This window comes from Acinetobacter sp. Ac_5812, from assembly GCF_013072695.1.
Lineage (GTDB): Bacteria > Pseudomonadota > Gammaproteobacteria > Pseudomonadales > Moraxellaceae > Acinetobacter.
In genome coordinates this window covers 426,531-450,916 of the sequence record NZ_LXUK01000027.1, presented here as the reverse complement: position 1 = coordinate 450,916, position 24,386 = coordinate 426,531, and the positions used below count along the sequence as shown (strand labels likewise).

The window sequence follows — 24,386 nt, the reverse complement described above, 5'->3', positions numbered from 1 at the left end:
CGCATAAGCGTCTTTTTTTGTGCCTGTACCTTTCAGGATTATTTCTATGAATGACTTTTTTATTGCAAACAATGAATCATTGCCCCACACATTCATTGATCAGAAAATCGAAGTGAAGCAGATTCAAGTTAAAAACTTAGCTCGATTCTCGGTTTATGCAATTAAGATCAAAGATGCTATAGAAAGTTATTCAATAGAAACAATCACGCCGTTAATTGAGCCTCAGATACTCAATATCATGGGTTTAGTTTCAATGGTAACAACGCTAAACCCTAAAACGTTTATCGAGAATACTGCGCAAACCAAGGCCATTGCCGAGCTTGTACTTAAAATCATTGAAGTAAATGAAGCTTTCTTTATAAAAGAGAAAAGACAGAATAGGACAAAAAAAGAAACAAAAGAGGTCACGTGGTTTCATTCATTCGCTTACTTGATAAAGTCTGGCCATAGTCACGATGACATCATGAACATGACATACGGCGCATTCATGCATTACTTGAAAGAAGCCCAAGCTTCAGAACGGCAGCAAATCAAATCGTATGCAATTGCAACTCGTGTGGCCAATAATGCGAAGCAACAGGGATGGGATAAATATATAAAACAGTTGGATGAATAATCAAAATCACTATTTACAGAACTATGAAATAATGTAAGTTTATATGAATTATAAACACAACTAGGAAGCATAGAAGTATGGATAATGAATACAATAAAGAGTTAGAAGTGGATGAGAACGGAAACGATTCGAGTGTTCAAATTGTCTTATCAAACTCCAATGTAATTAGTTTTGAAACCTATATGATGGGTGGATTGAGCACTTTTATGTATGATTATGAAAATTTCTTATTTCAGGGTAAAAAGCAGTCAACTTTTAGATATCAAATGTTTGATAAGAACAGAAACAAAAATAATATGGTAAGTATTCGTTTTGAATCCATTGTAGCTATTTATTGTCAGAAAATTGTTTAAAAATTAGTATTAAATGAAACCCGCCAATCGCGGGTTTTTTTAATGACTGCATTTCATCCGATTTCACACATATTGAAAGTGATTTATTTATACTGTTCATTCAATTATAAAAAAGGTAAATGAAGTGAAAAGACTAATAATTGGTGCGTTAATAAGTACAGTGACAATCGGAACTGCTTTTGCAGAATGTACATATAACTTTGACGCTACTGCTTCGCAAATTGCTCAAATTGATTCCTCCGTAAGTAGATTCCCAAATGTGAGTAACCAGAAAGTTGGCTTTAATATCAAAGCGACTAATGATAAAGAAGCTTATGCTGCATTTAGTTCCGCATATGCAGATAATAAAATTGCTGGGCATGGTGCAGGTGATATCAATGTTCCAACAACAGGAATATTTGCTTTTGAATACAAATTTAAAGTTCCGACATCATTATTGTCAGGCAATGAAGCATTAGCTTTTTTCCCTTTGGCAGCTAGTGGTAATAATAGTCTAGGACAGTTCCAGAGATTAGGTTTAATTTATACAAATAATGCAGCTTCTAATCCAAATAAAAATGAGTTTAGATTCTTTATGAATTTTGTTGGTAGTAGCTATGATTTGCCAGTTGCTGTAACAGCAAGCGGGTATCAAACTCTTGGTTTTTATATAAATGCAAGCACCAAACAGGTCGGTATTATATTTAATGGTGTAAACAAAGGGTATGTAGCATCATTTGACACTAACTTTGATCAGTTGGGATTTACAAATGCTGCAGCACAATATCAATTTGCAAGTAACTCTTCGAACCTTGGTAAAGAAGTTTCCATTGAGCTAATCACAGATCACCTGAAACTACAAAATACTTATCCACTTGGTACTAAAGATATTTGTGGGAATACAATTTAATTAAGTTAAACCCACTACGGTGGGTTTTTTAATGACTTCATTTCAACCTTTTGCTAAATTATGTGCGATAAATAACAACTGGTTGCTTAAATGAAATACTTATTAGTAGGGGCTTTATCTGTTTTATTATCTGTAAGTGCATTTGCTTATGATACAAAGTCTATAAGAACATCGACAGAGGCTGTTTTCTTGGGTGATACAGAGGAAAGCATGCTATCAAAGCTTGGTAAAGCTAAGCCTCGTTACTTTGTATACAATGACGGCGGCTTTGTTTGTGCAGCTACAGAATATAAATATGAGTTAGATATGTCTTTGTATACGGTCGTTATCTGCAATAAGAAAGTTTTTAAAATTGATGTAAGTAGTAAGTGAGTTAATAAAAATGAAAGAATAAATTATTGCTAGATGTTCAATACTTATCAGCAAATAATGAAAATTAATATAAACATCTCAACCGAGATGTTTTTTATTGCTCCATACTTAATGGTTTGTTAAATTGCGTAAGCAAATATTAAATTATCGAGAACAACATGGGGAAGTTTTACATAGGGGCGACGATATTTGCGTTGGTGAGTATTTTTTCTTGTGCAACATCGGCTGAACCAACTCAGGGTTTATCGGCAGCTCTGGAATATACTCATTCTGATATTAAGTTTGATAATAATCTAAAGTTAAAATTTGATGGTGGCGCTGTGGGCTTTAGCTCAGACCCACAACAAAAATATGGTTTATGGGGTAAGCTTGAGTTCTCACAGAATAGCAAATCAGATTCTGAATATTATGAGGGTACATTGGGTATGCATTACAATCTATATAGTCGGGGTGCATTTTATCTCAATGGTTTAGCTGGTATTGGTTATTCCCGCCTAGACTCAGGTATTACAAATAGCAATATGAATTTTATTTCATTACCTATTGGTGTTGAAGCGGGTTATGGGGTTTTCAAGAATTTAGACTTGTTTGCCAGTGTTGGTTACAAGTGGATGTTTGATGTAACGGGAAATAAGGGTTATTTCGGTAATGGTGCGACCTCCCTTGGAAGCAGCAGCAAAAAAAATGATGATAAAACCCTATGCGGTGATGGGTCATGGTTTGATGGAAAAGATTCTACTCAATGTAGCTCTCGTGGTGGCCTAATTAGTAATCCTGAGAATAAAACTTTGTGTAAAAATGGAACATGGAGTGATAGTTCAGGCTCTGGTACATGCTCGTGGAATGATGGAATTTACGAGGAAGAAAAGAGCGGAAGCTTACTTGGATTTCAGGAAAAATATGGTAATTCGGTTAGCTTTGGCGATGCTGAAACTCCGATGTATAAAATTGGCTTTAGGTTTAGGTTTTAAAGGTGTGATTTATGGCTAATGTAGTGGAATGTGTGGCTTGTGGGCATGTTGGGGTAGCAAAAGGCAAATTCAGTATCTTGATTTTTATTATCTTGCTTTTTGTATTTTTCCCTTTGGCAATTATTTATTATTTAGTTGCCCGAAATAATAAAGGGTGTAGTGCTTGTAAAAGTAGTAATGTGAAATTATATATACCACAAACCAGAAATACACATCATCAGCCACAAATCCAACAAGGAAATGTGCAACAAACTCAATGTCCAGATTGTCGTGAATATATTCGCTATGATGCTAGAAAATGTAAACACTGTGGCAGCATGATTGAATAAGTAAGTGCAGAATAAATATACCCGACTCATAGTCGGGTTTTTTTGTTTCAAATACCACCACCCTCGGGTGGTTTTTTTTCGTCCAGAGGAAAGTGTATGGCGACAAATAGTTTAGACTTTTTACTTAATTTGCGTGCAAACACCACTGGCTTTGACCAGGGCATTAATGGTGCAAAATTCGCCGTGAATGCGCTTGTTGGAGCAATGGCGGCGCTAGGTGTTGGCTTGGGTGTAAAGGAGCTTGCAGAGGCTGCTGATAGCTATGCGAATCTTTCAGCACGTATCCAGCTATCAACGAAAGACACAGGTAATTTTACATCGGCAATAGCAGGTGTACACCAAATTGCACTAACTACAAATTCAAGCCTAGATTCGACAGCTGAACTTTTCACAAAGTTAAATACCGTATCTAAAGATATGGGTATGACACAGCAACAGGCATTGGATTTAACTAAAACAGTAACTCAAGCCATTAAATTGGGTGGTGGATCTGTTCAAGGATCTGAAGCAGCGGTTCAGCAATTTATTCAAGCTATGCAGGGCGGGGTTCTGCGCGGTGAAGAATTCAATAGCATGATGGAAAATGGCTATGGTCTTGCTGAAGCACTTGCTAAAGGCTTAGGTGTTACAACTGGTGAACTGCGCAAAATGGCCGAAAACGGCGAACTTGGCGCGGAACGCGTACTTAAGGCCCTTGAAAGCCAAAAGGGTGCAATTGAAGCAGCTTATGCAGAATTGCCAAACACTATTGGGAATGCTTTGCAAAAAATTGCCACCCAATGGCAAATCGTCATTGGATCAATGGATCAAGCAAGCGGAGCTTCCTCAACAGTTGCATCTTGGCTTTCAATGCTTGCAGACAATTTAGATATTGTAGAAGTGCTATTAAATGATATAGGGAACGGTTTTGTATGGTTTGGTGATCAACTTAAAAAGGTTGACCCTGCAACAATTGAAGCACTTAAAACAGCATTATTATCTGCATATGATGTAATTAAATCGGTTGGTTCAATAGTTGGCTCAACTTTTGAAATCACTATTGATGTTCTTAATACTGCACTAGGTTTGATTTTTGATTTTTCAAGCGGTGCGGATACAGCGAAAGATAAAACAAATGGATTTACAAAGGCTCTGCAAGCTGTAAATGTTGTATTTGGATTCTTGAGTGACGGGTTCAAAGCAATAAATATTGGTATCAATTTAATCATTGGTGGGGCTTATGATGCAGCTGCAGCATTTAGCTACTGGAAATCTAAAATTACTTTCGGTGATACATCTGCACAAGCACTAAAAGACTTTGAAGAGATGAGTTCTAAAGCTCAGTCCTACTACAAAAAGTCTGCAGATGGCGCAATGGAGTTTAAATCTGCTGGGGTTGAAGCCATTCGGCAAATTAGTTTGACTCAGGATGAGAAGAATTCAGAATCTATTGCTAACAACCTTAAAACTCTAAATGAACTATCAGCCCAAGAGAAAAAGCATGTATCGGACTATAAGGCTATTAGTGATGAGCGAATTAAATTACAGCAACAGTTACTTGAAGCCAGAAAAGCGGGGGATCAAGGTGCCATAGATGCTGCTTTAAAAGGTTTGGCTGAGCTTGATAAAAAGGAAAAAGATTATCAGGCTGAAAGTAAAAAAATATCTGATGAAAAAATAAAATCGGCTCAAGAATGGGTTGATTCTCAATTAAAAGCTTCAGATGGAACCATTAAGGCCGCTGATGCTGCAACCCAAAAAACATTGCAAACCGCAATCGCTGCACAAGGTTTAGCAATAGAGTTTGACAAAACTGGTAAAGCCACTGTCAAAGCAATGGAGGAATCCGGAAACGCAGTTCAAAGCCTTGATTCACGATTAGCTGAAGGTCGTAAAGGTGCAACTGCATTAGGCATTGATATTGATGTGGCGCTCAACAAGGTCTCCGAAGGATTTAGTGCAAAAGGTAAAGCATTTGAGGACTTTACTAAAAACTTAGAACTGATGGGCGCAACTGGTAAACAAGCTGGAGATTTAACATATCAAGCATGGTCCAAATGGCTAGCAACAGCCAAAAGCCAAGCTGAAATAGATGCAGCAAAAGCCAAATTGTTGGAGTTTGAGAATCAGGGTGTCATTTCCACAAAACAAGTTGAAATGGGTATGTTTGCAATTAAGCAAGCCGCTGCCAAATTACCTGATGATCTGGATGAGGTGGGTAAAGCATTTGAGCGCCTTGGCGTTAAAACCAAGGAACAATTAAAGCTTGCTGCAGATTCAGCAATTGCTGACTTCAACACAATGAAAGCCAGTGGACAAGCTACATCTGATGGACTTAAACAAGCATATGAGCGAGTAATGCAAGCTGCAACTGCATCTGGTGATCAAGCGGTTATTGCAAATGCCAAGGCTCAAGGTGCATCAGTTGGTTTACAAGCTCAGATCGATGCAACGGGCAAATCATCAGTGAAGTCGACTCAAGAGATTGTTGATGCACTTTACAACGTTGGTGATACGGCGCGTGGATCTGCGTCACAAGGTTTCCGGGATCTTGGTCGTGTCGCCCGTGAAGAAGCCAGAAGTACGGCGGATGAGTGGGAAGCGGCAATGAAAAAGGTTGATGCCGAACGTAAAGCACAAGCAGCCTCATCTGCTAAAGGACTTGGTCAAGCCATGGATGATATGAATGCCAAGGCTAAGGACTATGAACAGCGCTTAATTGCTGCAGGGATGAAAGCAGGCGAAGCAAAAAGCAAAGCTGATAAAGCTCTACAAGGTATGTTGTTTGCATATCGCCAAGCTTTAACACCTGGTTCTGTTACAGATCACACCACACCACTTTTAAAAGAAATGGAGGATACACTGAGTTATTGGGAGGGTAAGAAATCCGGATCTGGTGGTAGCTCGGTTTCAGTTCCAAATATCAAAGCACCTGTCATTGAGTCGCCTAAGATGCCAAGTGCATCCGATATCAACCCACCAAACCCTAAAACCCAAGTTTATCGATTTGAGTTCGATGGAAATGTTATTGAGTTGGATGGTGATCCATCACAGCAAGACTTGGTAAATAGCTTCTTTAATCAATTGGAACAAACAAAAAAGAGGATGTGATGAGACTTAAACGTAATTTAACAAATGAAACCGTCCCACTTGAGGACGGTTTTTTATGGTCTGATGAATTTGCTTGGAAGCCAATTGAACAAAATCAAGAGTTCGCCGTGGACGGGACCTTGATCATTCAAGAAGGCAAAAAGAAATCTGGTCGACCAATCTCTTTAACGCCTCCAGATAACCAAGGATGGATTAAGCGCTCAGTTTTATCCGTGCTTCAGGACTGGTCTGCTTTGCAAGATGAGCAGTTTACTTTGGTCTTTGAATATCCACACGACACACGCCAATTCAATGTGATTTTCAATCATACAGAAGGGGCGATAAATGCCGAGCCGGTCAAAGGGATTCCAACAGTTTCAGAGGGTGATTATTACAAAGTCACCCTTAAATTTTTAGAGGTGCCAAATGCCGGTTGAAACGAATAACCTCATTTTATACAAGTCTGAGCGCCAGACTGATACACCGGACGGCGGTGGTAAATATTCTGGCCAAGTTGTAGTAGACGGCGAAAGTAATAACCTTTTTCCTGATGTATCTGAGCTAGACCGTACTATGGGGCGTGTATCGATGCGTAAGATCTATGCAGGTCTTAATAACAATGATACTGAGTCGTTGATGGGTTCAACTGTATTTGTCTCAAAAAATCCCAATGATCCAAACGTGTCGGCGTTATTGTTCAGCACACGTTCACATACAGATACCCGTGATTCAGCACAAAACCGAGTTGAGAGTTATCTTGCTAAAGGTGCACAAGCAGTCGGTTCTTTGCTTGATACAGCATATGCTGCAATGAAAGCAATTCAAGTTGCTATGGCAACAAATGAGGCTGAGAACTCTGTTGGTGACACGATTGTTTTAGTTGTTAGTGAAGGAACGGCTAATGAATTTACTCAATATGTACGTTTAACAAGTGTTGAAACTAGAACGGCTTTTGTCCGTGTAAACAACTCGAATATTGAATATAAGATTGCGACTTATGGCTTTAAAGATCCGTTGGCGCGTGATTTTGTGGGTGTATCTGCTACGCAGTGGTACAACAATGCTAAACCTGCAACAACGATTAGAGACACAGTTGTGGCTGATGCCGGTATCTATTATGCCAGTGTGGATCTAGCGGATGACGTTGGTATTGGTAGTTTTACTATTCCTGCAAAAACGATGTTCTCTCAGTTAATTCCATCTTCCCAAACTGAAACGCCGTTGCTCGATCTAAATGCAGTAAGTGAAAATCCAGCATTGGTTGCAGGTAACTCAGGAATTATCAATGTTCAGTATACGACTAATGTGAACACAGGGCAGGCTTTATATCTTGGCTCAAGTGTTTTACCTGGTTCGATGTTGTTTATATTATTTGGCCAATCTATTTCAGATAACGGCGGAACATTGCGGAATCCGACTGGAACACAGGTTGGTACGATTGATTATCAAACAGGGCGTATTGTGTGGACCAGTGCAATAGGTACAGGCAATGCAATCATCAATGTTGTATTTACACCCGCTTCAGCGCCAGTTCAGCCTTTTGAGTCTTATGCAATTCCCGTAACTGCAGCAAATCAAGGTACCAACTGGACCGGAGTTTTAACGCCAATTCCTGCGCCAGGTGCATTAAGTATTTCGTTTATGTCACAGGGTAAATTCTATGTGCTTAAAGACAATGGAACAGGGCGATTAGTGGCGGCAACAGAATCTATTGGCAGTGGATCTGTAAGCTATACAACGGGGACGTGGTTATTGACCACAGGTGCCTTGCCTGATGTAGGAACGCCAATTCTATTGCAATGGGGTAGTCCGATAACAACTTTTGCCAGAGCTGATTTACCTGTATTACCTGCAGGGTTAGATTTTCAGTTATTTCACAACGGGATTTCTAGCGCGACAGTGACATGGATGTTGGACGGCGTTGAGAAAACTGCAACGACAAATAGTTCAGGCCAATTCACAGGTGATGCCATTGGATCGATGACTTTTAACAATGGTAAAGGTCGAATCATCCCCAAGAAATTACCGCAAAAGAACACGGTTTTTACGATCACGTACAACTACGGCGAAGGTAAATCACAGACTAAGAACTCAGCACCTGATGCCAATAACAAGTTGATGTTTACGATTGGAACTGGTGCTGCAATTCAGCCAAGCTCAGTGGGATTAGAGATCCCTTTAGCTAAAGTAGTCGGTGCTGCAGCTGAAGGGATAGTGAGTTTGCATGATGTGCCAATCAATGGGACCACTGGAAATCTAGTTGATGATTTTGGAACGGTTATGGGTACCATCATTTATGCGACTGGCGCTTGTGAAGTCACACCCACAATGCAAAAAACGATTTACACAACAGTGTATACACCTATCATTTTCTATACTTCGGGGTGATCATGAGCTTTTATCTTCCGCAGACATCAGAAGTTGTGCCATCGCAAATCACATTAAAAGCATTTGATACAACGACAATCCAAGTCAAATTTCGTGACACATCAGGCACGGGAAGCAGCTCAACTACGGTGACTGCAGACAAACTTAAGTTTGATTTGACGCAAGGTTTTGATGAGCAAATCTTATCTAATTCGGTACGGTTCAAGCTTGGTGCGGATACGTTTATTGATCGGACAGGTTTACTGTATCGCAATGTTGATAGTGCCACGGGTAGTGGCACGCAATCGGGCACAATCCAATATGGTACCGGTATTGCCGAGTTTGATTCGTGGACACCGAATGTAGACAACCAACTGACATTGCAAGCCTTAACAACAACGACAGACATGTTGCCAATTCATCATGTGAGCTTTCGTACTCCGACAATCCCAATTCGCCCAGGTTCTTTAACAGTTGTTGTGGCAGCTATGGCGGGTGGTCAATTAACGCTTACAGCCAATGAAGCGGGCATTATCGAAACTGATGAGGCGCATGGATCTATTAACTACGAAACTGGCTTTGTAGATATTTATTTCTACAAGAAAACTAAAAAGTCTGATCATCCTGAAATTGTGAATGAGCCTTGGTACGATCCTTTGCTTGATTATACAGATAGCGGGAACACGGTTTGGGTTAATGCGCCGTATTGGATTGATGCAACGAGCGTACGCTATAACGCGATTGCTTATACATATATCCCGTTAGATTCAGGAATTCTGGGATTATCAGCTACACGCTTACCTGCAGATGGACGTGTTCCTATTTTCCGAGTCGGTGACATTGGGGTAATTGCTTCATCTAAAATGCAGGAATTGCCGAGCCATGTTGCTGGCCAAGCCTATCAATTAGATGATCAGCGTATTTCGTGGTGTGAGCTTGAGGACAGCAACGGCGTAAAAGTACCTTATGACATGTATGTTGTGGATTATGATTTTGGTAAAGTCACTTTAAGTGGGGATTTTGCTTTGAATAGTCTGGTACCGCCGATATCTGCAGCATATCGCTATCAAGATATGGGATTGATCAATGATGTACAGATCAGTGGACAAATCACTTTAACCAAGCCGGTAACTCATAACTATGATGCTGATAATTCAATTGTAGGTTCAGCTTTAGTCGTGGGTGATATGTTTAGCCGCTATACATCAAAGTTTGTTCAAGGGACATGGAATAATGTCTGGGCAGATACACCGAGCGGTGGATCTATATCCGCTAATTACAATGACGCGCTTTACCCATTTGAAGTAACAAACAAGGGATCTATTCAAGAACGATGGGCACTTGTATTTACGGATAATGCGAACTTTAGAATTATTGGTGAAGTTGCTGGTCAAATTGGTACAGGCAACATCAATGATGATTGCATGCCGATTAACCCAGCTACAAACTCCCCATATTTCAAAGTCAAAAAAAATGGTTGGGGTGTGGGATGGGCTTCAAATAATGTTCTACGGTTCAATACGGTAGCATCAATGTATCCGATCTGGTGTATTCGTACCGTGAGGCAATCAGAGCCGACAACATTGAGTGATAACTTTCAAATTATGTTCCGTGGTGACATCGATCGAGACATTTAAATTAAAACCAAATAGGGCTGCATGTGCAGCCTTTTTTATTGCGAGTAAATACCTATGATCAAGCAAACACAAACCAAAATGTTTGATTTTTCTGATACGGGTTTAGATTTTTGTGCGGGTGCGAAAACAAAATTCCAAGAAGTATTTAAGAAGATGCTTTCAACGGGGTACAACCCGCAAACTGTTCTAAGTGTTTCGATTAGCGGCAACCAAGTCACATTAACATATGGCACAAGCCACGGTTATGTTGCTGATCGTGTGTTGCTGCTAACAGCGACAGGGGGATTCGGTGGGGAAGTTTATATAGATAGTGTTACTACAAACACAGTAACGCTTACGTTGAACAATACTTCTGGTCTGACTGGAACCATTACAACAAATGTGGCCGCATTGGGTATGTCGTTAGTTTATGAAGTTGGATACGTCCATCTTTATAAGTTTAAATCGATTGATGAAACGAATTTGTATTTGCGTCTTGTTTTTACATCTGCAACAGGAAATCGAAATACCGTTTCTGTCTGCATTGGAGCAAGTGCAGATGAGGCAACAGGTGTAATAACAGATGTTAATTCATATGAGAATACACGTAGTAATACGCTTGTTAATGACTCGTTGAAATGGGAGTTTCAATATACAAATACAAGTGCACACAACAATTACACATATAGTCAGGGGCTGAATGATTACGGGAAAGGGTGTGTTGTTGGCAGTATTTATCATTTAGCAATACTGAGCAATATGACAAATGTACTGGCAGCTGGAACAGTGAATGGCTTTTTCCCAGTTTACACACAATATGAAGCATTAAAACTCCCTGTAATTATTGGGATGACTTATCAGGCAACAGGGACTGGTTATACAACTAAGGGATTGTCAGCAGTTACATATGCTTATGTTGGAAAGATAGCAGTGGCTTTTGATTCAACGAATGGAAGTACAAATCCGCCGTTCATCTTTTCCACAGCTAAAGCCACTCAATCAGTATTGCCTACAAGCATTGATAGTTTTAATACAACTACAGCTCGTCCGATCGCAATTTACGAACGATTATCTAGACAACATTTAGGCTTTATTATCGGTGGTGTTTATGAACTAATGTATTCATATGATACGAATGTTCCCAGTGTTTCTAATTCTCAAACTCCGTTTCTTGCCGTTGATATCGACTTTAATAATATATGTGTAATTCATCACTTAGCATCAAATACGGGTTCACAAAACTGTCAGTATTTAGCATTTCCAGTAGAGGAAATTAAACATGGCAATTAGAATTTTTCGGACATTTTGGGGCGGTTATACAGCAGATACCACAAAACTGAATGAGAGAAAGTTTAAGATACTAAGACTTGTTAAGCCGATTATCTCAACAATTAATACAAATCAAGGTTTTGGCAAAATCAATGGTACTACTAAGAAGCTTGGTGCTAATTTTTCCCCTGTTCCAGTATGTGTATTCCGCCGTGATAACCGGCAATTGTTATGGGAAACAATCTCTAAAGCAGATGGTACATACTCATTTAGAAACATTGCATTAGGGCTTGAATGCTTCATTGTGGCATTTGATCCAAACAACCAATATAACGCTGTAATTCAAGACAAATTAACCCCGTTTGATGGGAGAGTTGGATAATGAGTGTAATTCCATCTTTAGCGGCTGGCTTGGCTCAATTACAAGCTTTGGCCACATTCTTAGATACAGGTAGCAATAATGCTACCTTTATTTTTTATGACAACACTAAACCTGCATCAGTCAATGTTGCCGTAGATCCAGCGGCTAAGTTAGTCACACTGACTTTTCCAAAGCCTTGTTTCAAACAATTGAATGCTGATGGTATTGAGCTTAAACAAACAGATGCTGCATTAGTCACAAAAGCGGGGACGGCGGTTTGGGCTCGTATTTATAACGGGAATGGTGATGCTGTTGCTGATTTTGCCGTAGGTGCTGAGATTACATTGGCTCAGCCCAATTTAGCTTTAGGCAGCACATTAATGGTCAATTCTTTTGTATTGAAACCGACAACATAATTGAGGTGTGCATGTGCCAAATTACATTCCACCAGATGCACATAATGTCAGCTTAAATTTTAAAGATGAGCTTGGATCGATTGATTCACATAATCTGATTTTAAACTTTGGTGCTGATGAGCAAATAACAGCTTCCGTTAATGTTGTCCTTTCAACGGCATTTATTGCTGAAGTCGTAGCAACTCAATACACCCTTAATACAGTTGATGCGGTTGTAAGCACAGTTATTGATGCTTCCATTGATGTTACTTATGGTGGTTCTGCTCAAGTAAGCTCAATAATAGCCAGCAGCTTTGATGCATCTATCCAAGCTGTAATCGTAAATCAATTTTGTGAAGTGAATGCAGTTATTAGAACTGATTTATTAACCGCAATTAACGCTCGGTCTGATATTAATTTCTTGCTGGGGAAAAACCATCTAAGTATTTTCGAATATCAGGTCACATGCCCAGCACTTATAGAAAATCAAATTAGGTTCGGGAAACCGATATTTAAGGCGCATAACAGCGCCTTTATTTTTGAATCTGGTTTGACGATTTCAAATGCAGTGCTAGATGGGTTTGATAAGACAAATCTTCTGCAGCGTTCGGTGCGTTTGGTGTTTGATGAATGCACTAGGCTTTTAAGTGATTATGAATTGGTTTGGCAGGAAAACGACAAGCGCTTTATTTCAAGATCCATGGTGTTTGAAGAATCTGAAAAACTGTTAATCCATCGTCAATCTGATTGGCAGGTGATGATTCGCAAGCGTAAGAAAATCACGTTTAGCCATGAAGTTGCCGCTGTGTTTGAAAAGCGGTTCATGTTCGTGCATGACAAGGGCTTGGAACTGGTCACAACCGATTCAATCCCATGGGAAGTCGCCAAGTCTGTCTATTACCGCAAATCAAAACTAGATCCAATAGATACTGAACCACTTCCTGAATATGTTGGCACCACAGACCTTAATTTTGTTTGTTTGTGCCATGACATTGATCCCCGTAACGTCATTTTAAATTTTGGTGCTGATGAGTGCTTACCAAACCATGCACCTGTTGATTGGTGGTATATCGTGAATGAAATTAAAGTAACTCGTTTAGACAATGGGCAAGAGATCAAAATTTATAGCGGTGATTACAGCACCGATCGCAGCAGTTGGAGTTGGTCCTATAACCTAACCACTCCATATTTTGAAAAGCCTAAAACTGAGCCGATTGATGGGAAGCCAGTGATTTTAAAAATCATGATCAATGGTAATGAGCACCACATGTTGCTTGAAAACATTTCACGTTCATTCCAATTCGGTAAACATGTTTATAAGTTATCTGGCCGTAGTCCAACAGCGTTACTTGATGCGCCGTATTCACCGACAAGATCGTTTACCCAAGAAAATGAACGTTCGTCAGTTCAACTGGTTCAAGCTGAATTGGATCGAGTGAATAGCGATATTGTTTTGAATTGGGAATTGATAGATGCACTTGGTTGGATCTTGCCACCTGAGAGCCTAAGCTATTCCAACTTAACTCCGATAGCTGCGATTAAGCTTATTGTAGAGGCTGCAGGAGGGTTTATTTACAGTGAGCCTGCAAGTAATACCTTGACGATTAAACCGCGCTATAAAAAGACATGGTGGGATTCAATTGCGATTGATGAATATGACAGGGTAATCCCTGAAAGTATTGTTACGGATCAATCCACCAATTATGAGCCTTACCCCGACTATAACGGCGTATTTCTTACTAATGACCGCAACGGTGATACTGGGCGGATCATTCGTACTGGTACCGCAGGTGATGTGCTGCAAGAATCAATCAATAGCCCATTACTTACATCAACTACAGTCATGCACAGCAAAGGCCGTGAAGTACTGGCCAAAGCAGGGCTTGTTGAAAATCACAGCTTATTGATGCCAGTCACTCAAGAAATAGGTTTGTGTTTACCAGGTGAGCTTGTTGCATTTAACGGAGACTGGTGGGGCATTGTGGATGGTGTTAGTGGTTCATTTACGCATAAGCTTGTGAATCAAACCGTATCAATTGAGAGGGTGAATCGTGAGTAATATTTTTAACCGGTTCTTTGAAATGTTGCCCAAAACACCTGAGTTTATCGGGACCATTCAAAGTGCAGATCATCCAAATTACAAAGTATTAGTGGCTGACGGTACAGGGCTTGTGCTTTGTACCAGTGCCACAGTTTTTAACTTAGGAGCAAAGGTATATATCAGCGGAAATGAAATAAAGAGAAGTGCGCCTGAGGGCGTTATATATCAAATCGAAGTATAGACTTAATGAAATAAAAATAGCCGCTTAATTGCGGTTTTTTCTTTTTGGAGAAAGAAAGTGTCAGAGCAAGCACAAAACATCATAGAGGCTAGCGCAACGGTTACATCCGGCGCGGCTAAGACAGCAGTTGGGGGAAGTGGAGCACTATTCGTGGGGAAAGTTTTTGGGTTAGATCCAATCACAGCAATTGGTTTGTTAATTGGTTTAGGTGGTTTCTTAATCAGTATTTTTAGCTTTTTAGTTGGTTGGTGGTACAAGCGGAAAGACGATAAACGTGCTGAAGAAATTCACCAGTTAGAGAAAAAGGCATGGTTGGAGAAGATTGATGCAAAACAAGACTAAGATATCAGTCCTTTTATTGGCAGCTTCGGCTGCTTTTTTTTCTGCTGTGAAATTAGATGAGGGGTTCACTGCAAAGCCGGTTATCCCAGTGCCTGGTGATCGACCAACACAAGGGCATGGCGCAACCTTCAAGCCTGATGGTACCGCCGTCAAAATGTTAGATCCACCAATTACCCGCGCCACTGCAGATAAGTGGTTACGTCATGATGTGGCCAAGCGTGAGATCCCATTCAAGAATTCATTGAAGGGGGTGAAATTATCCCAAGCTGAATATGATGTGTATTTAGACTTTTCATATCAGTACGGTACAACAGCATTTGCGAATTCTTCAATGCTTCGCAACTTAAAAGCAGGCAATTACAAAGCTGCTTGTGACTCATTGCTGAAATACAAGTATGTGGCTAAGCGTGATTGTTCAATCCGCTCAAATCGATGCTACGGCGTTTGGACACGGCAGTTGGAACGCCATAAGAAATGCTTGGGGGCGCAGTGATGGCTGAATTTACTAAAGTAAGCAAAGTGTTGCTTGAGTCAAATGGCATTTACTTTATTGAATGCGCAGGTTGTAAAACACTGCACCCTTTGCATGTTGGGCCACATCACAAAATTCGATGGGATTTTGATGGGAATTTAGAACAGCCAACTTTCTCGCCGTCTCTTATGGTCAATGGTGGCCATTCTAGCCAATGTCATTCATTTATTCGTAATGGCCAGATTCAATTCTTATCAGATTGTCATCATGCTTTGGCAGGGCAAACAGTAGATTTGCCTGAGGTGGAGGAGCTTTAAAAATGTGGATAGTTGTAGCTGCAAAATTTTGGCGAGAAATCCTAATCGGGTTTCTCGCTTTTTTTCTGGTTATCACATTGGCTTTACTCAATCACAAGATTGGCCAACTTAAAGAAGCTGACCAAAAGTGTAATGAGCAGATCCAAAAAATAGAACGTGCCCAGGTTGAGGCTTTGGCCAAACAACAAGACAAAGTTAATAAAGTGAGCGCTGATTATGAAAAGCTTAGGTCAGAACAACGTACAAAAGTTGAAACCGTTACACGTACAGTGCAAAAGATCGTGGAGCGTCCTATTTATCTCAATCGTTGTATTGATGATGACGGGTTGCAGCAAATCAACAGTCTTATACAAGCCCGTGATTCCAGCTAATTTGATGCAGCCATGTGACAAGTTCAGTACGTTGGATGATGGGGTAGGTAAGGTGATTGCTATTTGGGCGGTTGATACTGTGGGCAAAGGCAATGAATGTGCTGCAAAAGTAGATGCATGGATAAAAATTGGAAAAGCCCTCAATTGAGGGCTTTGCTTTTTTAAGGCTTAACTATTTTCTGAGGTCAATTGAATCTAAAACTTTCTCTTCTAAAGTTATGTATATTTCATTCATCTTATTCGTCATTTCTAAAAGATTTTTAAAAATATAAGTCTGTCCATTTTTCTCAAACTTTATTTGATGAGAAATATGAAGCTCGAGCATTAATTTTTCTTGTGATTTCATTTGTTGTATGGTGTCATAAATAGCTATATGTGTATTATTTAAAATAGCTGCTCTTCCTGCATTACCCATTGTTCTTGTTAGATAATTTAAATAATTTGTATATGATTTTTGTATTACATTAAAATTTTCAACTAAGTATAAAAAGTGAGTTTGATATTTTGAGTAAGAATCAAAAATTTTTGTTTCAGATTTATTTAGCCTATCAAGCATCTTAGCGTTTAACTGTTTACTATAGAATTCATCTCTCAAATCATTCGCTACAAAGTTACTGTATCTTTCCGAAATGACCTTATGTGTTGAAATACGCTGTAAGTTCAACATAATTTCACTAATTTTGTGTAGCTCATCGAAACTAATTGATAATAGATTGCTTAATTGATTAGCATGTTCCTTCTTTAACTCGAAAAGAGCCTGATCCCTCCAATCATTAAATAACCGAATTGCAACGAATGCTGCATAAAAAGTACCTGTCGCGGATAAAATAGATCCGAATGCAGAGATGTTGTCTGCATTTAGATTACCAAAAGCTTTAAAACTCCAATAAATTAATAGCACTAAGGCATATGCAACAAGACCATATAGTAATAGTTCTTTAAGATTGTCTTTTTCAATTTTCATTATTCACCTACTGTGCCAATCACAGGTATTAATTGTGGTCCAGCCAATCTAGCCTTTGCAATTATTTCTAATAGCTCATCATAAGTTAATTCGAATTTATCTTCACTATCAAAAACATACTCGACGTTCTTTCCTTTCAGCTCAGCAGGCATTTCTGGCACAAATCGTTTCGGAATAAGGATCTGTGCAAGTTGTTCGTTTGTTAATTTAAAAATATGCATAGTATTAACCAATCCTAAAAAGTTCGTCCCAATTCGTTAAATAGGAGGGAGAGCGGCGGTTTTGATTCATCTGCCAAATTGCTTTTGTGTCATTGCACAGACCAAGCGAAACATGATCTTTTCCGTATTTCTCTTTGATTGCTTCTATGGTTTTTGACAACTTTTCGCGTTGATTTCGATGTGTATAGTCGGTGAATAGATCAGGTACAAATTTAGACTTCGGAATTAACTCGAGTAGAACAATGCCGGCCTTTTTATATTTAAATCCCTTCTTATATATCTGATCGATTCCTTTCATAGCAGCTCGGGTGATTTCGAGTAAATCATCTGTATGTTCGGGCATTTGCACAATAATGTAAGGCGAGTAACGCTCATCCTTATTGAATTTACCCGTTTGAATAAACACACCAATCATTTTGCAGATAGAACCGTCATGACGCATACGTTCAACACCACGAGTCACGAATAAACGTACTGATGATTTAATATCATCCTTCTCATAAACTGGCTGGCCATAAGAGCGGCTGCTAATAATTTGCTGCTTTGATGGGTTCTCGTTCTCGATATCAATGCATGAGACACCCTGTAATTCACGTACAGTTTTTTCCATAACAATCGAAAAGCTTTTCTTAATCTCCTTCGGATTTGACTCAATCAGATCCAATACAGACTTAATGTTCATTAAGTTTAGTTTCTTGCAATTTTGGCGGCCAACGCCCCAGACTTCACCAACGTCCACGTGTGCGAGTATTTGCTCAGCAGAACAAGGGTCCATTTCCGCCAAATTACACACACCATCAAAATACTTATTTTTCTTCGCAACATGATTTGCAATTTTCGCCTCAGTTTTAGAGCGACCAATTCCAATACAGCAGGGTAGACCAAGCCACTGCTGAGCCTTCATTCTCATGTCTTGAACGTATGCTGTTAAATCATAATTTTTCGCGTAAGTTGTTAATTCTATGAAACATTCATCAATACTATAAATCTCTTGCTCTCCTGGCGCGACATACTGGCCAAGCATCAACATAAAGCGCCGTGACATTTCAGCGTAGAGGGCATAGTTGCTAGATAAAACTTGAATGTTATGCTTTTTGACAATGTCCTCAATTTGAAAAAGGGGAACACCCATTTTTATGCCAAGCGCCTTTGCTTCATTAGATCTGGCAACTGCACAGCCATCGTTATTGGATAAGACTATGCACCCAATATCATTAAGGGATGGATTAAAAACACGTTCGCAAGAGACGTACATGTTATTCACATCCACCAAAGCGAATATGCGAGTATTACTTTTCATGTTTATTCTTCTTATTATGAGCGGTAATGCATACGCTTTAAGTTGAATGTCACCACACCCCACACAACAACAGTTTGGTTATCTGCAGGGATGATGTGCTCATAAGCAGGATTTTCAGCTTTTAGCCAGAGTTTAGGCAGCGGATAATCTTCATCACCAAAGATCTCTTTAATATCTGCTTTAGACATTTTGGCGGTGATCATAAGACGCTTTATCGTTGAGTCTTTATTATCAATTAATGCGACTACGATATCCTGATGTGCAGCCTCTATACTGCGATCGATAATGATGGGGTCGTCAATTTCAAGGCCAGCACCAAGCATCGATTCGCTGTCTACACGTGCCATAAATGATGATATTGGGTTATGAATAAGATATTCATTTAGATCAACAGTAGTGTCTAAATCATCTTTAGTGGCGAAAGCAGGACCTGCAGGTATGCGCTCTAATGACATCGGTATCGATGCTTTAGATTTTGGAAGGATAGGGGTAAGCCCGAGTTTTTCAATCAAATCTGCTTGCATTGAGATCTGTTCAAAAACAGCATTAACGGTGGGGCTTGGTTTCCCATCAGGTCCCATGAGCTCTTGTAAGCTCGACCAGGCACCGTCAGAGAAGTAAATAGGCAACTTCTTAGACATTTTCTAACTCCTACGCTACGAGGCGTGTTGGGAATTTACCTTTTTAGGATAAGATTTTTACCACTATAAATTCAAATTTATTTATCTGTGGATAAACAAGGACAAGTCAAAGGTTGTCGCAGAGCTTTAAATTTTTAAAAAAACAAATAAATAAAAATATAATTATTTAGGAAGATATGTCACTAAGTGTACTTATTTAGACCTCTTCTTGAATTAATAACTATATAATTTTTATTGTAATTATTTATTTTTTGGATAACACCAAGACAAATGGGCGCATTGAAATTATAAGAAATACTTGACATAAAAAAGAATTTAGTAAAATGTCAAGAATTGTGCTAATTCAAAAAATCCCGTAATGTTTAAACATCAAGTAAATTATTTATTTGAAGTCTAGAGAGAATGGAGAAATTCAGGAAACTTTAGAAAAGAACCGCTACCTGCTTCCGAAATTTTCGACGAGGACGAAAGCAAGTAGCTTTGTATAAAACTGCGAAGCTAGACGAAGTCTACCAAAGCTATTTTTTCAATTTGAGCGTTAATTTTAAGCGGCAATTCTTACCGTACAAAATAACGATAAAATTTAAAAGAGAAAAATAAGCTGCGTTTTATAACTTATGGTTTTAATGTACCAAAAGAAGACGACGTTTAGCAACGCTTATTTAACGGAGCGTTGCTATGATGACTATTTTCATCATTATGTTGCGACTATTCAGCATACTTGCTGACATGTTGCAAATAGCTGATTTTGTTATGCGCTGATTCCGACAGCGTACATTCATAGAAATTAAAATCGCTTGTTTCGACAGGCGATTTTTTTATAAATTTTTTTGTTAACGTTGAATGATTTGGTTTTTTGGTGCAGCGGTGAATTCTTCGACTGGCATTTCGACAAAAAATTCTTTTGCTTGATCATAAATGCAGCCTAGCCAATCATTACGCCGTCCCTTTGGAATAACTACGATCGAACGCTTTTCGTCATCCGGCGCGTGAAACTGATTCATGAAAGGATGGTCATCAGCATTGATCGTAAGCATGCTCATAGAGATAAATGGTTTGCCGTTAACTGTGGCATGTTCATAGATGCCAGCTACTGTAAACGGCATGGCATCTTCTCGATAGATACCGTACCAGTGTGATTTATCGTCGATATACTTTGGTTCAAAAATTGTTTCTACTGGTATTAAACAAAATTGATTTTTAGACCATGCATGACGAAAACTTGGCTTAGATGCAACTGTTTCAGAACGTGCGTTATAAGTGTTTTTTACTTTTTTTAAATCATCAGCCCAGTTCGGTATAAGACCAAACCTAGCCGCTCTCCACTCTAACCCCTGATCAGTTGCAATGATGATAGGACCATCGTAGCCAGGGAATATATCTGCTTTATATTCAAATGTAGGCTCATATAAATTTAGTAGTTGAGCACGTCTTTTTGAGATGGGTTCGTAGTTTGCGCACATAATGATAAACCAATGAAATCTACATTAAATATGCAATAAAATTATGTTAATTAATTTTTATATTTTGTGTACGATATGCACACCAAAAAATTAAATGGACTATAGCAATGGAGTTAAAAGAAATAGTTGATATTGTAGATCATTATTTTAGGCCTATAATTATTGTCATTTCAACGTTAATAGCCATATTTCTAGCTTCAAAGAAAATTGGTAATAAAATATCTGCACACTATATGATTGTATCAGATAGGTTTTCTGCCCAACGAATAGATGATATTTTAATTGTTAACTACAAAGATAAACCTGTACCAATTTTTGGTATATATGCTCTATTTAATAATAAAGATATACTTGAACTAGAGTTGTGTGATCCACCTGTAGTGATAGAGCCATATGGCTCAGTGAGCATTAAAACCAAGCCTTTTAGTAAATTAACTACAGAAGTAGGTGAATATAAACCAGATTATTTTAAAGCAACTATATTATTAAATTCAGTAGATAAATTGATTACATGTAAGTCATATGAAAAAAATCTAACAATGAGAAATGGTTACAAATCGGTAAGCAAGAGTACAAAGTCATTTAATGGTGTTGTTCATACAGGCAGTCACCCATACGTTCTTTCTTATATGCTTAATGGCGAACATAAAAAATCTTTTATCAGCTCAACAGGAATTATTGAAAATCAATGGGGTCAATATTATAACGCAATTAAGATTGGGTCTGGTGATACTCTTAATGAAAATATTATTAATAAATTTTTAATTCAGGAAGGTTATGCAGAGCTTTTTTCAAATTACGTGATCTTTAAGCTCGTAAATGGAAACTATTTAGCAGTGTTAGGAAAAAACCAGTAGGTGCAATAAGCTATTAAAAATAATGGCTATGCGGAATAAGTAGTGGAATTTGGATTTTAAGTAAAGTCTCTATTTCGGAATAACGTGTGGAAATTAGCTTTTGTTGGCAGTTTAAAAATAAATCATTTACCCTCTTGTATATTTCGCAATTGCGAAATATACTAAATACCTCAAGACGAGAAAGGCTCTCTTGAAAATTAACTTAAATCGCTACTGAGCGATTGGAGAAATAAAATGTTAAAAATTCAAAATATCCAAAATGTATATTTAAACGGTAAAGCAGTAACTACTTTTTCAGTATATGAATTGCGTGACAATACATGGGTGCATGACTATTCAACCTCTGTGTGTGGGCACTGGAAAAAAGCCAAAACTGTTGCCACTAAACACTGCTTAGAAAATGGTCGAAATATCAATCTTAGCGATTGGGAATTTTAAGTAGGAATACAAAATGAATCACTTAGTTCTAAAAGCGCAACGTCAAAGCCTTGGCTTAACTGTTGCCGAAATTGCGGAAATTTGCAATGTAACAAAGCGTAGTTTTCAGTATTGGGAAGCAGGAAAAGTACCAGTACCTAGCGATGTTGCGCTCACATTGTCAACAATGGTGTCGCACTATGCCTTAGTGCTTGATAAGATGCTCGATGATGTTCAGGAAGCAACGATTTACAATGATAGCGATGATACAAAACCATCTCGCATAAGTCCCAAACTGCCGTTTTATCACAGTTTTGAATCATTTTCGCAAGCAACAGAATGTCCGCATGTTGCGTACTGGCGCATTTATCAAGCCGTCATTGGTCAATTATTATTATTGGGTAAAATTGGTAAATTAGATGATGCTCAGAAAATCCCCGACAATTGGGGGGTGTGGAAATGGCTTAAAGGTTGTTACGAATAAGAACAAAGCCCTTACTAAGTGAGGGCTTTGCATTCTGTATATTCCACCAAATTTTACTTATTTTCGACTTAATCAATATAATTTCCACACGTTATTCCGTAGAGCCAAAATAATTAATAGCTTATATTTTTTATTAAGATGTTGAATTACTATTTTTCATTTAAGGAATAATTTTCTCGATTAGTTTTTCCAACTATCTACAATATCTGCCCAGTCTTGCATCATTTTACGCCTTGGTTTTAAGTGCTTAGAATGATCGTACGAAGCTTTAGTTTTGTTTGATTCAGCATGCGCTAATTGCTTCTCAACCCAAGCCTCCTCATAGCCTTTCTCATATAATAGCGTTGATGCGGTGGCCCTAAAATCATGGGTGGTTACACCTTTTAGACCAATGTATTCCAACATACTATTAAGAGTTTCCTTTGCCAACATGCCATTATTCTTCTGACTGTAAATAGCAGGGAAAACCAGTACTTGATCACCAGAGATATCGTATTGTTGTTTTAAAACATTAAAAACTTGATCTGAGATAGGTAAAACATGAACTCTGGATGCTTTCATTACCTCAATAGGGAAAGTAATTAAACTGGATTCAAAGTCAATCCAAGACCATTCCATCTTTCGGATCTCAACAGCACGAAGCATTGTGTATAAGAGAATAAAACCTGCATTTTTTACAGTCTGAGTGCCGTTGTATTTTGGCAGGCTTGTTCGAGCTTTGTATCTTTCTTCTTTTGTTAATGCTCTTGCATGATTGACGCGAGGTCTTTTAATTACATCACGAACAGCATATGTGGGATCATTCTCGGCACGTAGTGTTGCAATAGCATACCGAATCACAGCCCCAATGAATCTCCTATTCTCAAGAGCAGCAGATGCACCAGTAAACCTGCCATTTGATTCTTTCACAATACGATCGACAGTACTGTTTAAAATTTTCAATACATCAGCGGCAGTCACTTCACCTACATTCTTTTTCCCTATGATTGGCGAGATATCTTTTGCTAAGGCAACGTCAAATTTCTCTTGGTATATTTCTGATTTTGAACCCATTCGTTTTAATTTAAATTCTGCAGCAATTGAATCAAAAGTATTTAAAGTTTCAGCCAGCGCTTGAGCCTTTATATTTTTTCGATCTTCGACTGGATGAATCCCTTTGGCTAATTTAGCACGCATTTCATCTTTCAATGCACGTGCATCGGCCAGACTAATGGACGGGTATTCTCCCAGGCTCATCGATGACTCTTTACCCTGAAAGACGAATTTAAAACGCCACACCTTTGCACCAGTAGGCCGTATCTCTATGTAAAGCCGATCAGCATCAAGGATGCGATAAACCTTGTCTTTAGGCTTTAAAGTTTTAATTTTAACGTCAGAAAGTTTTACAGCGGCCATCATGGGTAATCAAAGGATATGTTACCCGTATTATTACCCGTTTTTATTGTGAATTAAAACAAACTAAAAAGAACTAAAAGGAACATCAATTATTATTAATCAATAAGTTATATTGGAAAAAGGAACTATAAAGAATTGTAAGAAACTTAAACACGTATAATTTTTTACAACTGTTGCTTGCGCCATAATCTAAACTTCCACAATTACAGCTATTGTGCCGTAAAACGCAACCTTTTTCCATTGTTTAGGAATT

At 38.6% G+C, this 24,386-nt stretch carries 29 protein-coding genes; 23 read left to right on the top strand and 6 right to left on the bottom strand.

What is annotated here, in order from left to right:
* The first annotated feature begins 46 nt into the window (after positions 1-46).
* The 20 genes from A7P55_RS22330 (at position 47) to A7P55_RS22235 (ending at position 16,539) form a co-directional block, all read left to right on the top strand.
* Entirely contained in the window at positions 47-616 is a 570-nt protein-coding gene (locus A7P55_RS22330) for a hypothetical protein (protein ID WP_171553861.1), read from the top strand.
* Positions 617-693: 77 nt separating this feature from the next.
* Positions 694-969, top strand: coding sequence for a hypothetical protein (locus tag A7P55_RS22325; RefSeq protein WP_171553860.1), 276 nt, complete (start codon positions 694-696; stop codon positions 967-969).
* A gap of 124 nt (positions 970-1,093) precedes the next feature.
* Entirely contained in the window at positions 1,094-1,858 is a 765-nt protein-coding gene (locus tag A7P55_RS22320; protein ID WP_216078134.1) for a DUF4882 family protein, read from the top strand.
* Between the two features lie 90 nt (positions 1,859-1,948).
* Positions 1,949-2,230, top strand: coding sequence for a hypothetical protein (locus A7P55_RS22315; protein WP_171553859.1), 282 nt, complete (start codon positions 1,949-1,951; stop codon positions 2,228-2,230).
* 158 nt (positions 2,231-2,388) lie between these two features.
* Positions 2,389-3,201 carry a hypothetical protein gene (locus tag A7P55_RS22310; protein ID WP_171553858.1) on the top strand — a complete coding sequence of 271 codons (813 nt, stop codon included), beginning with the start codon at positions 2,389-2,391 and terminating at the stop codon, positions 3,199-3,201.
* A gap of 11 nt (positions 3,202-3,212) precedes the next feature.
* Positions 3,213-3,530: a hypothetical protein gene (locus A7P55_RS22305; RefSeq protein ID WP_171553857.1), complete on the top strand. Its 318-nt coding sequence runs from the start codon at positions 3,213-3,215 to the stop codon at positions 3,528-3,530.
* A 96-nt stretch (positions 3,531-3,626) separates the two neighbouring features.
* Positions 3,627-6,620, top strand: coding sequence for a tape measure protein (locus A7P55_RS22300; protein ID WP_171553856.1), 2,994 nt, complete (start codon positions 3,627-3,629; stop codon positions 6,618-6,620).
* Positions 6,620-7,036 carry a hypothetical protein gene (locus A7P55_RS22295; protein WP_171553855.1) on the top strand — a complete coding sequence of 139 codons (417 nt, stop codon included), beginning with the start codon at positions 6,620-6,622 and terminating at the stop codon, positions 7,034-7,036. Before A7P55_RS22300 ends, A7P55_RS22295 begins: the two co-directional genes overlap by 1 nt.
* Complete coding sequence (locus A7P55_RS22290) at positions 7,026-8,987, top strand: hypothetical protein (RefSeq protein ID WP_171553854.1); 1,962 nt, start codon at positions 7,026-7,028, stop codon at positions 8,985-8,987. The genes A7P55_RS22295 and A7P55_RS22290 overlap by 11 nt, the downstream gene beginning before the upstream one ends.
* 2 nt (positions 8,988-8,989) lie before the next feature.
* On the top strand, positions 8,990-10,603 hold the full coding sequence (locus tag A7P55_RS22285; protein WP_171553853.1) for a hypothetical protein: 1,614 nt from the start codon (positions 8,990-8,992) through the stop codon (positions 10,601-10,603).
* A gap of 54 nt (positions 10,604-10,657) precedes the next feature.
* Positions 10,658-11,872 (top strand): hypothetical protein, encoded by a 1,215-nt coding sequence (locus tag A7P55_RS22280; RefSeq protein ID WP_171553852.1) that lies wholly within the window; start codon positions 10,658-10,660, stop codon positions 11,870-11,872.
* Positions 11,862-12,233, top strand: a complete 372-nt coding sequence (locus A7P55_RS22275; RefSeq protein ID WP_171553851.1) for a carboxypeptidase regulatory-like domain-containing protein — start codon at positions 11,862-11,864, stop codon at positions 12,231-12,233. The genes A7P55_RS22280 and A7P55_RS22275 overlap by 11 nt, the downstream gene beginning before the upstream one ends.
* Positions 12,233-12,628 carry a hypothetical protein gene (locus A7P55_RS22270; RefSeq protein ID WP_171553850.1) on the top strand — a complete coding sequence of 132 codons (396 nt, stop codon included), beginning with the start codon at positions 12,233-12,235 and terminating at the stop codon, positions 12,626-12,628. The genes A7P55_RS22275 and A7P55_RS22270 overlap by 1 nt, the downstream gene beginning before the upstream one ends.
* Positions 12,629-12,641: 13 nt before the next feature.
* Positions 12,642-14,666: a hypothetical protein gene (locus A7P55_RS22265; protein WP_171553849.1), complete on the top strand. Its 2,025-nt coding sequence runs from the start codon at positions 12,642-12,644 to the stop codon at positions 14,664-14,666.
* The gene (locus A7P55_RS22260) at positions 14,659-14,889 is read left to right on the top strand and encodes a hypothetical protein (protein ID WP_171553848.1); all 231 of its coding nucleotides are present in this window, start codon (positions 14,659-14,661) and stop codon (positions 14,887-14,889) included. The genes A7P55_RS22265 and A7P55_RS22260 overlap by 8 nt, the downstream gene beginning before the upstream one ends.
* A 57-nt stretch (positions 14,890-14,946) precedes the next feature.
* Positions 14,947-15,231 carry a holin gene (locus A7P55_RS22255; protein ID WP_171553847.1) on the top strand — a complete coding sequence of 95 codons (285 nt, stop codon included), beginning with the start codon at positions 14,947-14,949 and terminating at the stop codon, positions 15,229-15,231.
* Positions 15,215-15,724: a glycoside hydrolase family protein gene (locus tag A7P55_RS22250; RefSeq protein ID WP_171553846.1), complete on the top strand. Its 510-nt coding sequence runs from the start codon at positions 15,215-15,217 to the stop codon at positions 15,722-15,724. Before A7P55_RS22255 ends, A7P55_RS22250 begins: the two co-directional genes overlap by 17 nt.
* A complete protein-coding gene (locus A7P55_RS22245) occupies positions 15,724-16,020 on the top strand; it encodes a DUF6527 family protein (RefSeq protein ID WP_171553845.1) in 297 nt (98 codons plus the stop codon). Before A7P55_RS22250 ends, A7P55_RS22245 begins: the two co-directional genes overlap by 1 nt.
* Before the next feature lie 2 nt (positions 16,021-16,022).
* Entirely contained in the window at positions 16,023-16,391 is a 369-nt protein-coding gene (locus tag A7P55_RS22240) for a hypothetical protein (protein WP_171553844.1), read from the top strand.
* A gap of 4 nt (positions 16,392-16,395) precedes the next feature.
* Positions 16,396-16,539 carry a hypothetical protein gene (locus tag A7P55_RS22235; protein WP_252727922.1) on the top strand — a complete coding sequence of 48 codons (144 nt, stop codon included), beginning with the start codon at positions 16,396-16,398 and terminating at the stop codon, positions 16,537-16,539.
* A gap of 24 nt (positions 16,540-16,563) precedes the next feature.
* Here A7P55_RS22235 and A7P55_RS22230 read toward each other — a convergent pair whose 3' ends face one another.
* From A7P55_RS22230 to A7P55_RS22210, 5 genes are all read right to left on the bottom strand, one after another.
* Positions 16,564-17,355, bottom strand: a complete 792-nt coding sequence (locus A7P55_RS22230) for a hypothetical protein (protein ID WP_171553842.1) — start codon at positions 17,353-17,355, stop codon at positions 16,564-16,566.
* On the bottom strand, positions 17,355-17,576 hold the full coding sequence (locus tag A7P55_RS22225) for a hypothetical protein (RefSeq protein ID WP_171553841.1): 222 nt from the start codon (positions 17,574-17,576) through the stop codon (positions 17,355-17,357). The genes A7P55_RS22230 and A7P55_RS22225 overlap by 1 nt, the downstream gene beginning before the upstream one ends.
* 4 nt (positions 17,577-17,580) lie before the next feature.
* Positions 17,581-18,876, bottom strand: coding sequence for a Y-family DNA polymerase (locus A7P55_RS22220; protein ID WP_171553840.1), 1,296 nt, complete (start codon positions 18,874-18,876; stop codon positions 17,581-17,583).
* A 14-nt stretch (positions 18,877-18,890) separates the two neighbouring features.
* Positions 18,891-19,517: a S24 family peptidase gene (locus tag A7P55_RS22215; protein ID WP_171553839.1), complete on the bottom strand. Its 627-nt coding sequence runs from the start codon at positions 19,515-19,517 to the stop codon at positions 18,891-18,893.
* An 833-nt stretch (positions 19,518-20,350) separates the two neighbouring features.
* On the bottom strand, positions 20,351-20,980 hold the full coding sequence (locus tag A7P55_RS22210; RefSeq protein WP_171553838.1) for an SOS response-associated peptidase family protein: 630 nt from the start codon (positions 20,978-20,980) through the stop codon (positions 20,351-20,353).
* Positions 20,981-21,087: 107 nt separating this feature from the next.
* Between A7P55_RS22210 and A7P55_RS22205 the strand changes: the two genes are divergently transcribed.
* The 3 genes from A7P55_RS22205 to A7P55_RS22195 all read left to right on the top strand — a co-directional run bounded on the left by A7P55_RS22205 (position 21,088) and on the right by A7P55_RS22195 (position 22,738).
* On the top strand, positions 21,088-21,837 hold the full coding sequence (locus A7P55_RS22205) for a hypothetical protein (RefSeq protein ID WP_171553837.1): 750 nt from the start codon (positions 21,088-21,090) through the stop codon (positions 21,835-21,837).
* Between the two features lie 234 nt (positions 21,838-22,071).
* A complete protein-coding gene (locus A7P55_RS22200; protein WP_171553836.1) occupies positions 22,072-22,275 on the top strand; it encodes a hypothetical protein in 204 nt (67 codons plus the stop codon).
* 13 nt (positions 22,276-22,288) lie between these two features.
* A complete protein-coding gene (locus tag A7P55_RS22195) occupies positions 22,289-22,738 on the top strand; it encodes a DUF1870 family protein (protein WP_171553835.1) in 450 nt (149 codons plus the stop codon).
* Positions 22,739-22,918: 180 nt separating this feature from the next.
* Here the strand turns inward: A7P55_RS22195 and A7P55_RS22190 are convergent, their stop codons facing one another.
* Positions 22,919-24,133 (bottom strand): integrase arm-type DNA-binding domain-containing protein, encoded by a 1,215-nt coding sequence (locus tag A7P55_RS22190; RefSeq protein WP_171553901.1) that lies wholly within the window; start codon positions 24,131-24,133, stop codon positions 22,919-22,921.
* Positions 24,134-24,386: the final 253 nt, after the last annotated feature.

What these genes read in the sequence shown, in the direction of transcription:
- A7P55_RS22270 (WP_171553850.1), top strand. Translation starts at nt 12,233, where the DNA reads ATGAGTGTAATTCCATCTTTAGCGGCTGGCTTGGCTCAATTACAAGCT.
- A7P55_RS22250 (WP_171553846.1), top strand. Translation starts at nt 15,215, where the DNA reads ATGCAAAACAAGACTAAGATATCAGTCCTTTTATTGGCAGCTTCGGCT.
- A7P55_RS22290 (WP_171553854.1), top strand. Translation starts at nt 7,026, where the DNA reads ATGCCGGTTGAAACGAATAACCTCATTTTATACAAGTCTGAGCGCCAG.
- A7P55_RS22210 (WP_171553838.1), bottom strand. Translation starts at nt 20,980, where the DNA reads ATGTGCGCAAACTACGAACCCATCTCAAAAAGACGTGCTCAACTACTA.
- A7P55_RS22330 (WP_171553861.1), top strand. Translation starts at nt 47, where the DNA reads ATGAATGACTTTTTTATTGCAAACAATGAATCATTGCCCCACACATTC.
- A7P55_RS22310 (WP_171553858.1), top strand. Translation starts at nt 2,389, where the DNA reads ATGGGGAAGTTTTACATAGGGGCGACGATATTTGCGTTGGTGAGTATT.
- A7P55_RS22240 (WP_171553844.1), top strand. Translation starts at nt 16,023, where the DNA reads ATGTGGATAGTTGTAGCTGCAAAATTTTGGCGAGAAATCCTAATCGGG.
- A7P55_RS22190 (WP_171553901.1), bottom strand. Translation starts at nt 24,133, where the DNA reads ATGGCCGCTGTAAAACTTTCTGACGTTAAAATTAAAACTTTAAAGCCT.
- A7P55_RS22275 (WP_171553851.1), top strand. Translation starts at nt 11,862, where the DNA reads ATGGCAATTAGAATTTTTCGGACATTTTGGGGCGGTTATACAGCAGAT.
- A7P55_RS22300 (WP_171553856.1), top strand. Translation starts at nt 3,627, where the DNA reads ATGGCGACAAATAGTTTAGACTTTTTACTTAATTTGCGTGCAAACACC.
- A7P55_RS22315 (WP_171553859.1), top strand. Translation starts at nt 1,949, where the DNA reads ATGAAATACTTATTAGTAGGGGCTTTATCTGTTTTATTATCTGTAAGT.
- A7P55_RS22325 (WP_171553860.1), top strand. Translation starts at nt 694, where the DNA reads ATGGATAATGAATACAATAAAGAGTTAGAAGTGGATGAGAACGGAAAC.
- A7P55_RS22200 (WP_171553836.1), top strand. Translation starts at nt 22,072, where the DNA reads ATGTTAAAAATTCAAAATATCCAAAATGTATATTTAAACGGTAAAGCA.
- A7P55_RS22215 (WP_171553839.1), bottom strand. Translation starts at nt 19,517, where the DNA reads ATGTCTAAGAAGTTGCCTATTTACTTCTCTGACGGTGCCTGGTCGAGC.
- A7P55_RS22220 (WP_171553840.1), bottom strand. Translation starts at nt 18,876, where the DNA reads ATGAAAAGTAATACTCGCATATTCGCTTTGGTGGATGTGAATAACATG.
- A7P55_RS22225 (WP_171553841.1), bottom strand. Translation starts at nt 17,576, where the DNA reads ATGCATATTTTTAAATTAACAAACGAACAACTTGCACAGATCCTTATT.
- A7P55_RS22245 (WP_171553845.1), top strand. Translation starts at nt 15,724, where the DNA reads ATGGCTGAATTTACTAAAGTAAGCAAAGTGTTGCTTGAGTCAAATGGC.
- A7P55_RS22230 (WP_171553842.1), bottom strand. Translation starts at nt 17,355, where the DNA reads ATGAAAATTGAAAAAGACAATCTTAAAGAACTATTACTATATGGTCTT.
- A7P55_RS22305 (WP_171553857.1), top strand. Translation starts at nt 3,213, where the DNA reads ATGGCTAATGTAGTGGAATGTGTGGCTTGTGGGCATGTTGGGGTAGCA.
- A7P55_RS22295 (WP_171553855.1), top strand. Translation starts at nt 6,620, where the DNA reads ATGAGACTTAAACGTAATTTAACAAATGAAACCGTCCCACTTGAGGAC.
- A7P55_RS22285 (WP_171553853.1), top strand. Translation starts at nt 8,990, where the DNA reads ATGAGCTTTTATCTTCCGCAGACATCAGAAGTTGTGCCATCGCAAATC.
- A7P55_RS22280 (WP_171553852.1), top strand. Translation starts at nt 10,658, where the DNA reads ATGATCAAGCAAACACAAACCAAAATGTTTGATTTTTCTGATACGGGT.
- A7P55_RS22205 (WP_171553837.1), top strand. Translation starts at nt 21,088, where the DNA reads ATGGAGTTAAAAGAAATAGTTGATATTGTAGATCATTATTTTAGGCCT.
- A7P55_RS22235 (WP_252727922.1), top strand. Translation starts at nt 16,396, where the DNA reads ATGCAGCCATGTGACAAGTTCAGTACGTTGGATGATGGGGTAGGTAAG.
- A7P55_RS22195 (WP_171553835.1), top strand. Translation starts at nt 22,289, where the DNA reads ATGAATCACTTAGTTCTAAAAGCGCAACGTCAAAGCCTTGGCTTAACT.